Genomic DNA, 12,583 nt, shown 5'->3' on the forward strand with positions numbered 1-12,583 from the left:
CCTTTTCCCGGACTTTAACAACAAAGCGCCTTTTCTTTGGCGCTATTTGTCGCCCAGCGTCTCAGTGGTCGCCTGCTCCCAGTTGCGCGCCAGCGCGGTCAGCCTCTCCACGATGTCCGGCGGCGCCGTACCCGCCCCCTGGGCCACCCCGAGCAGATAGGCCGTGAGCGGCGCGGCCGGCCGGGCCACCCCGTGGGCGACCTCCCTGGTCAGGTCCAGCACCTCGTCACGGTCCACCGTCGCGGGATCGATGCCCAGCTCCCGGCAGACCAGCGCGGTCCATTCCTTCATCACGTTCAACTCTCGCTCCTCGTCCGCGGTCGCGTCCGTCCCGTGCCGTCGCCGCTCTCGCGCCCGTCGCCGGAATCCGCGCCTCCGCCGGGGCCCGGCTTCACTGCCCGGGCCCGCTGTAGATCGTCCATGGTGTCGCAATCGAACCACGGCTGCCCGGTGAGGTGAACCGTGACCGGGCGGAGCGGGGCGAGCAGCCCGTGCAACGACCGCCCCTCGTAGCGGTCGAGCGCCCGCGCCAGGCTCCGCGTGTGCCACACCCCGGCGAGCCACTGCTCGCGCCCGCCGTCGTCGACGAGCACGGCTCCCGGCCCGCTCGTCCCCGCCCCCGCGGCGTCCAGCAGCATCTGCACGTGCTCGCCGGTCAGGAACGGGAGATCGGCGGCGAGCAGCACCACCCATGGCGCGTTCACCTCGACCAGGCCGGCCCGCAGCGCCGGCACCGGGCCGCCACCGAGCGGGTCCTCACGCCGGAAGATCGCGTGTGGCAGTCCGGGGCGGGGCGGTCCGACGACGATCAGCCGTCCCGCGCCGGGCACGGCGGCGGCCACCGACTCGACCAGCGGGCGGCCGAAGACGCGCAGGCCCGGCTTGTCCCGGCCGCCGAGCCTTCGCGCGAGACCGCCCGCCAGGATGCAGGCGTCGTGACGGGCGGTCATCGGACACCTCCGGGTCTTCTGGCGGGGACGTCAGCCACCGATGGCGGACATCGGGCGGGACGGCTGCAGGAAGGTCGGATCGTCGATGCCGTGACCGGCCTTCTTGATCCGGACCGCGGATCGCCAGCGCTCGGCGATCTCGTCGTCACCGGCGCCCGCGCGCATCGCGGCCCTCAGATCGGACTCGTCGGTGGCGAACAGGCAGTTGCGGATCTGACCGTCGGCGGTGAGCCGCACACGGTCGCACGCCCCGCAGAACGGACGGGTGACCGAGCCGATCACCCCTACTCTGGCCGGGCCGCCCTCGACGAGGAACAGCTCGGCCGGGGCGCTGCCGCGCTCCGCCGAGTCGGCGTCGGTGAGGTCGACATCGGCCTTGAGCGTGGCGAGGATCTCGTCAGCCGTGATCATGTTCTCCCTGCGCCAGCCGTGCTGGGCGTCCAGCGGCATCTGCTCGATGAACCGGAGCTCGTAGCCCCGCTCCAGGCAGTAGCGCAGCAGCGGCACGGCCTCGTGGTCGTTGATCCCGCGCATCAGCACCGCGTTCACCTTGACCGGTCGCAGCCCGGCGGCGTCGGCCGCCTCCAGCCCTTCGAGGACGTCGGACAGGCGGTCGCGGTGGGCGAGCCTCTTGAAGGTCTCGCGGTCGAGGGTGTCGAGGGAGACGTTGACCCGGTGCAGACCCGCGCCGGCCAAGGAGGCCGCCAGCCGGCTCAGCCCGATCCCGTTGGTGGTGAGCGAGACCTGCGGGGCGGGGTCGAGTGCGGTGGTGCGGGCCACGATGTCGACCAGCTCGCGGCGGAGCAGGGGCTCACCACCGGTGTAGCGGACCTCGGTGATGCCGAGTCGCTCCACCCCGATGGTGACGAGCCGGACGATCTCGTCGGCGGTCAGCAGGTCGGGTTTCTGCAGCCATTCGAGGCCCTCGGGTGGCATGCAGTAGGAGCAGCGCAGGTTGCAGCGGTCGGTGAGGGACACCCGCAGATCGGTCGCCACACGCCCGAAGGAATCCTGCAACACCGGACGCCACCTCCCAGTTGCTCACTTGTCTGGAACAGAGGGCCAGCCTACGGCCGCCCTCCTTCCGCCCTTCAATGGGCCTCGTTGTCCCAACATCATCGTGTGACGGTTGATTCCTGACGTCTAAACGATCATGACCTACAGCGCCCGGTAAAATGAGTGGGATCTCACGAGGAACGTGGGCAGACTGGATCTCGCAACCAAGGAGATCATGATGCCGAACCAGCCCGCACCGAACCTGGTGTCGTGGGCCAGCGAGATCGACGAAGGTACGATCATGCAGGCCGCGCGCGCCGCCCGCCTGCCGATCGTCTCCGGACACGTCGCCCTCATGCCCGACGCGCACGTCGGCATCGGCGCGACGGTCGGATCGGTCATCCCCACCGAAGGAGCGATCATCCCGGCCGCCGTCGGCGTCGACATCGGCTGCGGCATGGTCGCGACCGAGACCACGCTCACCGCCGCCGACCTGCCCGACACCCTCGACGCCCTGATGCCGCTGGTGGAGCGGCGAATTCCCGCCGGTGTCGGCAAGGGACACGACGACCCGTCCATGGACCGCGCGCTCGGCGACCTCGGCCGCCCGCACACCGACCTCACCCCCCAGCAGGAGAAGAAGGTGTCCCTGCAGTTCGGCACCCTCGGGTCCGGCAACCACTTCGTCGAGGTCTGCCTCGACGAACGTGACCGGGTCTGGACGGTGCTGCACTCGGGCTCACGCGGCATCGGCAACCTGCTCGCGACCAAGCACATCGTCGACGCCAAGAAGCTGATGAGGAAGCAGGCGGTCGGCCTGGAGGATCCGGACCTGGCCTACCTGGTGCAGAACACGCCGGAGTTCACCGCCTACATCGAGGACATGCTGTGGTCGCAGCGCTACGCCATGGCCTCGCGTGCCCGGATGGACAAGGTGCTGGGCGACGCCCTGTTCCGGGTCGTCGGCAAGGGCAGGCGGCTTCGGACGATCAACTGCCACCACAACTTCACGCAGCGGGAGACGCACGAGGGCAAGGACCTGTGGATCACCCGTAAGGGAGCCATCAAGGCCGACACCGGCGACGAGGGCGTGATCCCGGGCTCCATGGGGACGCGCTCGTACATCGTGCGCGGACTCGGCAACCCGATGTCCTACAATTCCTGCTCCCACGGAGCCGGCCGCAGGATGTCACGCAGCCGGGCGAAGCGTGAGCTGACGGCCTCCTCCCTGACCGAGGCGATGCGCGGCCGCACCTGGAACGCGGACCGCGCCGCCGCCCTGGTGGACGAGCACCCGCAGGCGTACAAGTCGATCGACCAGGTGATGGCCGACCAGAAGGATCTGGTGGCGGTCCAGCACACTCTGCGCCAGGTGTTCAACTACAAGGGCTGATCCCGCACCTTCGAAGCTCCGTCGCCGACCGCGGGCGGCGGAGCTCCGCGTTCGCCGCCCGCTCGGCCGCGCCCACCTCAAAAAAGCGATCACTTGTCGACCGGCGATGGCGCGCTGACCCGCTAGGAGCCGTTCGAAGCCCGGGTCGTACGGTCGAGATTCCGAGCCGGTCCTGCCGGCGCTCCTTCGAGCGCGACGCGGTAGACCGCGAGCGTCTCGTCGGCCGCTCTGCTCCAGCTCAGGCTCTCCCTGACGAACCTCTCTCCCCGGACGCCGAGCGTGCGGCGCAACTCCGGGTCCGTCATGATCTCGACCACGACGCGGGCGATGTCGCCGGGGTCGGCGCTCCGTACGAAACGGACGGCGGGCCGGTCGGGGTCACCGAGGAAGACTCGGGAGAACCCGTCGCCGAGGATCGTGGGTTTGGCCAGTGCCATCGCCTCGGTGGCCACCAGGCCGAACGGTTCGAAGAGCGAGGGGAAGACACAGGCGTCGGCCATCTCGTAGAACTCCAGGAGTGCCTTGCCGTCGACGAACCCGCCGGACGTCAGGACACGCCCTTCCAGGCCCGTTTCCGCGACGATCCGTGTCACACCCACGTCGTCCCCCTCCCCCACGATCACCAGGCGCAGGCCGGGGACCGCGGGCGCGATCTTCCGCATGGCCTCCAGCAGCGGATAGACGCCCTTCTGCCGTTCGATACGGCCGACGAACAACAGCACCGGGTCCTCGGCGGCGATGCCGAGCCGGGTCCGCAGGGCGGCGGCTCCCGCACGAAGCCCGTCGCGGTCGAAAGCGGGGTCGGCGAGCACCCGTTCGTACGTGCCCCCCAGGTGCACGACATCGATCGGCGCTCGGTTCCACCCCGCGGCGGTCAGTTCCGCGCGCACCTCCGGGGTGGCGACGACGACCCGCCGGGAGATCCGCGCCAGCCACCGCTCGATGGCGGCGAACACGTTCAGCGGGTCGGTGATGGTGCGCTGCGCCGCGACGCCGTACTCGGTGGTGTGCACATGGAAGACGACCGGCAGACGCAGCACGTAGTGGCAGAGCAGTCCGCACAGGAAGTTCGTCGAGTCGTGCACGGCGACCAGATCGGGCCGCTCATCCCGGCCCGCACGGCGCAACCGCAGGAAGTACCGCCAGTTGCTCACCACGACGTTCAGCGCGAGCAGGGCGAACTCGGCGCCCCGGGTGCGGTTGAGCCGCCGGCGGCGGCCGATCGCGCCGAGGAGGCGGCCGAGCGGACGGTAGACGGTGACGCCCTCACCCCGTTCGTGCACGGACTGGTGGCCGTCGTTGAGCGTGAAGACGGCCAGCCGGTGGTCGCGGGCCAGGTACGGCGTGATCAGCTCGACGTAACGGCCGAGCCCGGCGGTGATGTTCGGTGGATACTGGTTGACGATGTAGGCGATCCTCATCGATCGGCCTCCTCTGTGGATGGGGTGACCGCCACCGGGCCGTCCGGCCGGTACACCCGGCCGGCCGCGGTCGCCACGACGGCCACCAGGATGAGATTGCTGAAGGCGAACGCCGCCAGCCCTCCGATCAGCCCCCACCAGGCGATGCACACCGCCTGGCAGGCGAGCGCGGCGGGCGTCCCTGCGGCGAGGCAGGCGATGAACACCTTGGCACCCCGCACCCCGTCCATCGACAGGGCGAGGAAGTAGAGGTTGAAGACGGTGTGCGCGCCGATGCCCACGGCCGCCAGTGCCATCAGCCCGACCGAGTACGGATACTCCTCGCCCATCACGAGAAAGAACACCAGGCTGGCCGCGAAGGAGAGGACCGCCGCGGCTCCCGCGACGGCCGGCGCGAGCCGCGCGATCCTGCGCATCAGAGCGGGCTTGGCCGCCGTGGCCAGCATCGGCAGCAGTACCAGGCCGATCCCGTCGATGAACACCACGCCGAGCAGCCGCTTGGGGAAACCGTTGTACAGGGAGTACACCCCGACGTCGGCCTGCCCTGCCCAGTGGTTGAGGAAGATCACATCGACGCCGAAGAGCACGGCGGTGAATGCGGCGATGACGGTCACGTACGCACCGTGCCGGTAGAGCGACCTCGCGAGGGCCGGCGACCAGGAGCGCGGCGCCACCTCGGACCCGGCCACTGCCACGACGGCGAAGACGAGGTTCGTCACGATGAGCGCGCCCAGGTACACCTCGGCGTCCCCGATCCCGAGCACGAGCAGGCAGTACGCGGAACCGGCCAGGTAGGCCACGGCGACGGCCAGCTTGAGCGCGGCCACGAGCCTGAACCTCTTCAGCCCGCGAAGAAAGCTCTCGGTGAGCTGGTTCACGGTCATCGACAGCGCCAGTGCCAGGCCGAAGGCGAACGTACGGGTGTCGACACCGAGCGCCGCGGTCAGCAGCGGCGCGGCCAGCATCCCGGCGGCGAGCAGGACCGCCCCGAGCACCAGCGTCGAGAAGAGCGCCGTCGTCACCAGGGCCGGCCGGTCCGCCGGTTCGGCGCGCGGCAACTCCTGGAACATGACGTAGTTGAGGCTGGTGAGCATGGCGACGGTGGCGATCAGCGCGATCGACAGGACGACGGTGAAGTGGCCGAACGCGGCGGCGCCGATCCCCCTCGCGATGACCAGCGTGGTGGCCGCAGCGGTGCCGCTGGCCAGGGTGCTCACGATCGTGGGCCCGGCCGCCCAGCGGTGGCCGTCGACGACCCGCGCGAAGCGGGCGCGCAGGTCTTCGGCCGGTCGCAGGCGTGTCACCGGGCCAGCTCGGCGTACGCCGCCAAGGTGAGTTCGGCCGTCCGTGCCCACATGTACCGCTCGCGGACATGGGCGGCGCCGCGCTCACCGAGCCGGGACGCGAACCGCCGGTCGTCCAAGCACCGCAGCAGCGCGTCGGCCAGTTCCTCCGGCGAGTCGTGCCCGCACCGGACCGCTCCGTCCCCCACCACCTCCGGGGAGTAGCCGGGGCCGACGACCACGGGCCGGGCCAGCGCCATCGCCTCGATCGCGACCAGGCCGAACGGCTCGTACGTGGACGGGAACGCGCACACGTCGGCGGCCAGGAAATGGGCGAACACCTCGGCGGAGCCGAGGAAACGGTACCCGGCGACCACGTGGCGGCCGACGCCCGTATCGTCGATCAGCCGTGCCACCTCCGCGTTCTCGTCGGTGCGTGGAGCCTGCGCGCCGATGAGCACGATCCGCACGTCGTCGCGTTTCCCGACGATCGGCGAAGCCGCCCGGACGAGTGTGCGGACGCCCTTGTGCGGCGAGAGCCGACCGGCGAACACCACGAGCCGTCCCTTGCCACCGGGCAGGTAACGGCGCCGAACCGCCATGCGGAGCCGGTCGCGCTCGTCGCCGGTGAGAGCGGCCAGCCGCAACAGCTCGGGGTCTTCGAAGCCGTGCGGGATGACCCGCAGCCGGTCGGGTGGCCATCCGCACGCCACGAGATCGTCGCGCATCCCGACGCTCGGCACCACGATCAGGTGCGCCAGCCGTGCCTGGACGGTCTCCAGCGCGGCGATGCCCGCCGCCACCACGGACCGGCGCTGGGAAGAGCCGGCGTTGAGCTCACGAGTGTGGACGTGGAACACCACCGGGGTGCGCGCGAGGACCCGGCACAGGATCCCGGCGACGCAGCCCATCCAGTCGTGCACGGCGACGACCGACCCCGACGACCTGGCACCGGCCCTGAGGATGCGGACCGTGACACGCACGTTGAACACGAGTATCCCGATCATCCGGGCAACGTGCAGGACGGCCGCCGGTGTCCGGGAGGTGCCTCCTGCCCGGCCACCGCCGAGTGTGCGCACCCGGTGCAGGGTGACGTCGCCGATCCGCTCCGTTCGCGGCGCCCCGTGCCGCGCGGTGGCTCCGAACACCTCGACGGACGTGCCGAGATGCCGCATGGCGGCCATCATCCGCTCGGCGTACCGCCCGAGCCCGCCGACGACATCCGGCGGCACCTCGGCGCAGACGACGTAGACGGGGCGTAGCCGGGCGGTCATCTCGCGCATCGGCCGCCGGCCTCCGTGTCCCGCAGGTATACCCGCCGGGCGAAGTCGAGATCGGCCTGGGTGTTGATGCCGCGCGCCTCGCCGGGGTCGTCCACCGGCACCACGGTCAGCGGCCGGTCGGCGACCTGCGACAGGTAGGGAAGGAACGGCAGGAAGTTGACCTCGCCGGTGACGGCGCCCGGGGCGGCGTCACGCAGATAGCGCGTCCACTCCTCCCGCAGCCCGTCCGTGCCGAGACAGAACACGCCGACGTCGCTGAGCCCGCCGGGGCGGCACTCGTCGCCCTCGCGCGACTGCCGCACTCGTACGAGCGCGGAACCGGCGACCTCGTACTCGACGTACGGATCCGCCATCGGCACCAGTGGAATCGTGAGCCCGCCCTCTCGATGGGCGGCCACGACGCGACGGACGGTCGCCGAGGACAGGTTCGCCTGGTCACCCCAGACCACGAGGATCGCGCCGTACGGCTCCCAGTGCGGGGCGGCGCCGAAGATGGCCCCTCCCATGCCGGTCGGCTCGTCCTGAACGCTCACCGAGACGGCACCGCTCCCGATCTCCTCGGCCGCGAGGTCCCGGAACGGGGCCTCGCCTTCGGGGGAGACGACGACGTGGACGTGCTCGGTCCGGGACCGTAGCCGCCGGTGGAGCAGGTGCCAGACGGTGACGCCGCCGGCGATCTCGACCATGATCTTCGGGATGCCGAATCCGAGCCGGACACCACGCCCGGCCGCCGGGATCACCGCGCAGACGCGCTCGCTCACCGCTACTCCTGGTGGAAGATGGACACGATCTCGTCAAGGTCCGATACGGCGATCGCCCCCGCCGCGGGCTCGGCGGCGTGGACCTGGAGCGTCACCAGCCCGGCGCCGACCGCGGACGCCACCCCGTGCGCGGAGTCCTCCACGGCCACGGCGTCGGCCGGGTCGACGGCCCAGCGACGGCAGGCGTACGCGTAGAACCACGGATCGGGCTTGCTCACCGTGACGTCGTCGCCGGTGAGGACGGCCCGGAAGTAGCCGTCCAGGGAGCAGGCCGCCAGGACCCGCTCGACCGACCCGCGGCTGCCGCTGGTGACCAGGTACGCCGTGCGGCCGTCCTCCGTGAGGCGTCCGAGGAGACGGCGGGCACCGGGCAGCACGGTGACCATTCCCGCCTCGACGTACTCGTGGTAGAGCCGCTGCTTGCGCCGGGTCAGTCGCTCGGCCGCGCCCGTGTCGCCGGGGACGAGCCGTGACGCCACCTCGGCGGTGCTCGCACCGGTGTGGTCGGCGTACCTGAACGAGGCGAGCGCGCCGGGCGCGATCTCCGTGATCGCCTGAAGGAACGCGGCCTCGTGCGCCGGGCAGGAGTCCACGATCGTGCCGTCAAGGTCGCACAACCACGTCCGGCGGCCGGCCACCACGCCGGCCTGCGAGGGGGTCACTCGGCTCCCGCCAGCGCCGCCTCGCCGCAGATGGCCATCAGGGCGTCGACCGTGCTGCGGCCGCCGTGCACCCCCGGACGTCCGAGATCCTCCAGGTCGGCCGTGACCCACCGCGCCCCGGCCCATTCACCGCGGTCGATCACGGCTCGCGGCGCCGGGGGCATGGGCGGCAGGCCGTCTGACGGTGTGCCGGGGGTGGGGCACAGGACATGGGTGACGGTGCCCCGCTCGTTACGGGGGTCACCGAGATAGGACAGGGTGAGGTCGACCAGATCGGGCGCGGTCAGCCCCTGGATGTCGTGGTCGTCCCGGATGTTGACGACGAACACCTTGGCCACGGCCCGGCTCGCCGCGATCGCGTCCGTGACGCCCGGCGTCAGGTAGCTCGGCAGGAGCGACGAGTGCGGGGTGCCCGGCCCGTACACGAGGAGGTCGGTGTCCCTGATCGCGTCCAGCGCTTCCTGGCTCGGCGTGACGTCGGCGCGATGGGGTGCCAGGACCTCCCGCACCCGTGCGGCGGGCAGCCCCTCCAACTCGGCCCGGAACCGGCGGCCGATCGGCTGACGAAGCAGGAACAGGTCGGTGATCGCCTCGCCGTCCTGCGGCGCGACGATGTCGGCCTCGTCGGCCAGGAGGCGGCCGTTTCGCTTGAGCGCGGCGAGGAAGGCGTTCTCACCGCCGGTCACGTTCAGCAGCCGGACCGGGGAGCCGAACGTGTGGGCGCAGGAGCGGACGGCGGCGTTGAAGTCCTCCCCCGCGCGCAGATACGCACCGGCGAACACGAGGTTGCCGAGCGCGCAGTCGCCCAGGTCGATCCCGTACGGTTCCGCGCCGAGCCGGCGCGCGAACAGGCGCAGGTCCCGCGTGATCTCCTCTCGCGCCTCCGGCCGCAGCGCGTCGAACGGCGTGCCGGAGACCGAGCCGGCCGGCGGACGACCCGCGCGCCGCCCGGACGAGGCGATCTCGTCGATGAGGTCCCCGAGACGCTCCGGCGTGATCCCGGCCGGCAGGCGATGTTCGAGGACGGACATCAGCGCGGCCTGATGCGCATCGCCGCGGTCGAGGTGGAGCAGGCAGTTCTTCCGGAAGTCGGACGGCCCGAGCATCCCCGGGAGATAACGCCGCAGCGCGCCGGTGGACAGTCCGTTGTCGTACCCGTTGATCACCAGGGACAGGGTGAGCCCGGGGACGCTCAGCAGCCGGCGCGCGATGCTGGCCCCGCCGCGCCCGCCGCTGAACATGGTGACCGCGCTCAGAGGGTGTGGAGGAGCGCTCATCGGGTCTCCTCCGTCACACGGGCTGCCGCCGGCCGTGGCGGTGCCGCGGACGGGCCTGGTGCGCGCAGGACGCCCCGGCGCAGCAGCCAGTTGCGGTATCCCACGTAGCCCACGAACAGCGCACGGTCCCACGCTCCCTTCCAGAACCGCCAGCCGCGACTGCCGCCACCGCGCTGCCGGTGCTCGATGGGGAGTTCCATCCAGGTATGACCCAGTTCGGCGACTCTCGCCGTGATCTCCGTCGAGCAGTTCATCCCACCGGACTCCAGCGGCAGGGCGCGAAACAGCGGGCCGCTGACCACCTTGAAGATCGAATTGAAGTCACGGTAGCGGGTGCGGAGCAGGGCGTTGCTGACCGCGCCGCTGGCCGCCGACCCCCACCGGTAGGGCAGGCCGTCGGCCTTCCTGATCCGGGCACCGGAGAAGGCGAGCGCCTCACCGGCCTGGATGCGCGGGATGAACGCGTCGAGATTGGCGATCGGGAACTGGCCGTCCGAGTCGAGCAGCACGACCCAGTCCAGCCGGGTGTGGGCGATCGCGGCGGCGATCGCGGCGCCCGCGCCCCGATTGCGGTCGAACGAGACGACGACGAGCTCGGGGCAGTCGGCTCGCAGTGCCGCGAGGATGGCTCCGGTCGCGTCGCTGCTCCCGTCGTCGCATACGACGATCTCCCACGCGCCGACCGCCGGGTGCCGCTCAAGGTAGTCGCGCCACTCCGTCACCGCCGCTGCGATGTTGTCCGCCTCGTTGTACGCGGGTGCCGCCACCGAGATGTCGACGCTGCGGGCCCCGACATGCGTGTTCGGCAAATCTCACCTCCCGGAAGGGCTTCAGATACGGGCATGACGGCCATGACGAGATGGATCCGCCGGAGCCGGTTACCGGACCGGCGCGAGTTCCCCGGCCCCCAGCAGGCGGGCGATCCAGCGATCCAGGGGAAGCAGCTGGATCCCGATGGCGATCGGAACGTGCGCGAGGGCGAACAGGATGGTCGCGCCGTACGAGATCGGACCGCCGGTGAACAGGTTGATGTGGGGGGCGTCGATGACCTCGGGGATCGCCACCGGGTTGACGACGAACCACATGAGGTCGAGAAACCCCGAGAACAGGATGACGACGCCGGTCGCCATGATTTTCAGGCAGCGGCCCGGACTACCGCCCCCGATCCGGTAGGCGGCGGCGACCGTGAGGACGATCGCCGGATAGAGCAGCAGATAGAGGTGCGTATAGAAACTGTCACCCTGCGCGCGTGCGACGTCGCCATAGTAGAACCAGCTGATCCGCGGGATCATGTAGCCGGTGAAGAAGACGAACGGGATGTAGACCAGCCACTGCAGGCGCGGCGACACCCACGGGAAGAACGCGATGGCCACACACAGGCAGGCGAACGCGAGCAGCTTGGCCACGAGCTCCCATGCCGTCTGGATCTCCCGCGCGTGCGGGGTCGCCAGCCAGACGAACGCGGCACCGGCCGCCCCGGCGACCAGAGACAGCCACCATATGTGCCGGGCCCATCGACGCCGCCCGCCAAGGACGACGTCGGAGACGGGCTCGGGTCGACTCGTGGTGACGTTCCCGTCCAGGAGCGACCGGGATGACGGGCTTTCGTCACGTGCCGTCATGAAGAATCGGCACCTTTCTTCCAGACGAAGGGCGATCCGGGATGGTTCACGTGCTCCGGGCACAGGCCGCGGGAGCGCTCCCACACAGTATGGCAGCACCTTCTCCAATGGCGCTAAATATACGAAAATGTGATCTTTTTGCCCGCCGCCCTCGAAAACAGGTTTGGAGACGCACACGAATGCCCAGGTGAACCCTTATACAAAATTCAACTTCCGAACATACTTCTAGACGGAGGCGCCGTCATACGCCCCCTCCCAAATAGCGGTTCCGCAACTCGACTTTCGGACAATTCGTCGCGCGCCCCGTAAGGGGGTTCGTCTCTCCGCCCCAGGCGCCATTCCGTCGTCACTCTGAGCGATCAGGCATGGGCTTCACCTCACGAGTCGCCCGCCGCCTTCCACCGGCCGCCCCCTGGAAATGCGGAGGACGTCATAGGCGGTAGTCCTCAGCAGGTCGTCGACGAGGCCGCGGACATGGTCGAGTTCGGCCCCGAGCACGGCCCGCTGGTACTCCGACTCCACCAGGAAGACCCGGGGCAGGAACCTCCCCCCTCGGTCAGATCGGCCTCCAGCTCCGACAGCCGCGCCCGCAGAAAGGCCAGGCGCTCCTCGAGCGCGGCACGGACCTCGTCGGGCGGCAGCACGAGCATGAAGGCGAGCGCGGCGGGAAACTCGCGGGCCCGCTCGGAGAGCATCGTCCGCCCCTGGACATCCGGCGTGCCGCTCTTGTGACGGGCGTACCACTGGTCGACGAAGAAGCAGTCGGACCCGTAAGACTTGACATCGCCCACATCGCCCACATCGCCCTCACCGCGCCCCACGACGACCTAGGCGTGCCCGGCGCCCCCGGTGGCGTCACGGAAGTCGACCAGCTCCACCTTACTTTCACCACACTTGCTCAACGGCAACGAGGTGACCACTCGCGGCCAGAACAA

Annotated in this window: 13 protein-coding genes; 1 reads left to right on the forward strand and 12 read right to left on the reverse strand. The window is 70.4% G+C overall.

Annotated features, from left to right (window positions below):
- Positions 1-42 precede the first annotated feature (42 nt).
- The 3 genes from ACIBH4_RS12610 to moaA are packed head-to-tail and all read right to left on the reverse strand — an operon-like array spanning position 43 to position 1,970.
- Positions 43-291 (reverse strand): DUF6457 domain-containing protein, encoded by a 249-nt coding sequence (locus ACIBH4_RS12610; protein WP_362514389.1) that lies wholly within the window; start codon positions 289-291, stop codon positions 43-45.
- Positions 292-296: 5 nt separating this feature from the next.
- Positions 297-950 carry a molybdenum cofactor guanylyltransferase gene (locus ACIBH4_RS12615; RefSeq protein WP_362514218.1) on the reverse strand — a complete coding sequence of 218 codons (654 nt, stop codon included), beginning with the start codon at positions 948-950 and terminating at the stop codon, positions 297-299.
- A 30-nt stretch (positions 951-980) separates the two neighbouring features.
- Entirely contained in the window at positions 981-1,970 is a 990-nt protein-coding gene (gene moaA, locus ACIBH4_RS12620) for a GTP 3',8-cyclase MoaA (protein WP_362514215.1), read from the reverse strand.
- Positions 1,971-2,184: 214 nt separating this feature from the next.
- Between moaA and ACIBH4_RS12625 the strand changes: the two genes are divergently transcribed.
- The gene (locus tag ACIBH4_RS12625) at positions 2,185-3,339 is read left to right on the forward strand and encodes an RtcB family protein (protein ID WP_362514212.1); all 1,155 of its coding nucleotides are present in this window, start codon (positions 2,185-2,187) and stop codon (positions 3,337-3,339) included.
- Between the two features lie 122 nt (positions 3,340-3,461).
- On the opposite strand, the gene ACIBH4_RS12630 is transcribed toward ACIBH4_RS12625, so the two are convergent.
- The 9 genes from ACIBH4_RS12630 to ACIBH4_RS12670 form a co-directional block, all read right to left on the reverse strand.
- Entirely contained in the window at positions 3,462-4,760 is a 1,299-nt protein-coding gene (locus tag ACIBH4_RS12630; protein ID WP_362514209.1) for a glycosyltransferase family 4 protein, read from the reverse strand.
- The gene (locus ACIBH4_RS12635) at positions 4,757-6,064 is read right to left on the reverse strand and encodes an oligosaccharide flippase family protein (RefSeq protein ID WP_362514206.1); all 1,308 of its coding nucleotides are present in this window, start codon (positions 6,062-6,064) and stop codon (positions 4,757-4,759) included. The genes ACIBH4_RS12630 and ACIBH4_RS12635 overlap by 4 nt, the downstream gene beginning before the upstream one ends.
- Positions 6,061-7,326 carry a glycosyltransferase family 4 protein gene (locus tag ACIBH4_RS12640; RefSeq protein ID WP_362765081.1) on the reverse strand — a complete coding sequence of 422 codons (1,266 nt, stop codon included), beginning with the start codon at positions 7,324-7,326 and terminating at the stop codon, positions 6,061-6,063. Before ACIBH4_RS12640 ends, ACIBH4_RS12635 begins: the two co-directional genes overlap by 4 nt.
- Positions 7,314-8,087, reverse strand: a complete 774-nt coding sequence (locus tag ACIBH4_RS12645; protein WP_362765078.1) for an NTP transferase domain-containing protein — start codon at positions 8,085-8,087, stop codon at positions 7,314-7,316. The genes ACIBH4_RS12640 and ACIBH4_RS12645 overlap by 13 nt, the downstream gene beginning before the upstream one ends.
- A gap of 2 nt (positions 8,088-8,089) precedes the next feature.
- The gene (locus tag ACIBH4_RS12650; RefSeq protein WP_362514196.1) at positions 8,090-8,749 is read right to left on the reverse strand and encodes an HAD family phosphatase; all 660 of its coding nucleotides are present in this window, start codon (positions 8,747-8,749) and stop codon (positions 8,090-8,092) included.
- Positions 8,746-10,026, reverse strand: a complete 1,281-nt coding sequence (locus ACIBH4_RS12655) for a 2-phospho-L-lactate transferase CofD family protein (protein WP_362765076.1) — start codon at positions 10,024-10,026, stop codon at positions 8,746-8,748. The genes ACIBH4_RS12650 and ACIBH4_RS12655 overlap by 4 nt, the downstream gene beginning before the upstream one ends.
- Positions 10,023-10,835 carry a glycosyltransferase family 2 protein gene (locus ACIBH4_RS12660; protein ID WP_362514190.1) on the reverse strand — a complete coding sequence of 271 codons (813 nt, stop codon included), beginning with the start codon at positions 10,833-10,835 and terminating at the stop codon, positions 10,023-10,025. The genes ACIBH4_RS12655 and ACIBH4_RS12660 overlap by 4 nt, the downstream gene beginning before the upstream one ends.
- Positions 10,836-10,904: 69 nt before the next feature.
- Positions 10,905-11,648 (reverse strand): hypothetical protein, encoded by a 744-nt coding sequence (locus ACIBH4_RS12665; protein ID WP_362514187.1) that lies wholly within the window; start codon positions 11,646-11,648, stop codon positions 10,905-10,907.
- A 446-nt stretch (positions 11,649-12,094) separates the two neighbouring features.
- Positions 12,095-12,439 carry a hypothetical protein gene (locus ACIBH4_RS12670; RefSeq protein WP_362514184.1) on the reverse strand — a complete coding sequence of 115 codons (345 nt, stop codon included), beginning with the start codon at positions 12,437-12,439 and terminating at the stop codon, positions 12,095-12,097.
- Positions 12,440-12,583 lie beyond the last annotated feature (144 nt).

This window comes from Streptosporangium sp. NPDC050284, from assembly GCF_044459525.1.
Classification (GTDB): Bacteria; Actinomycetota; Actinomycetes; order Streptosporangiales; family Streptosporangiaceae; genus Streptosporangium.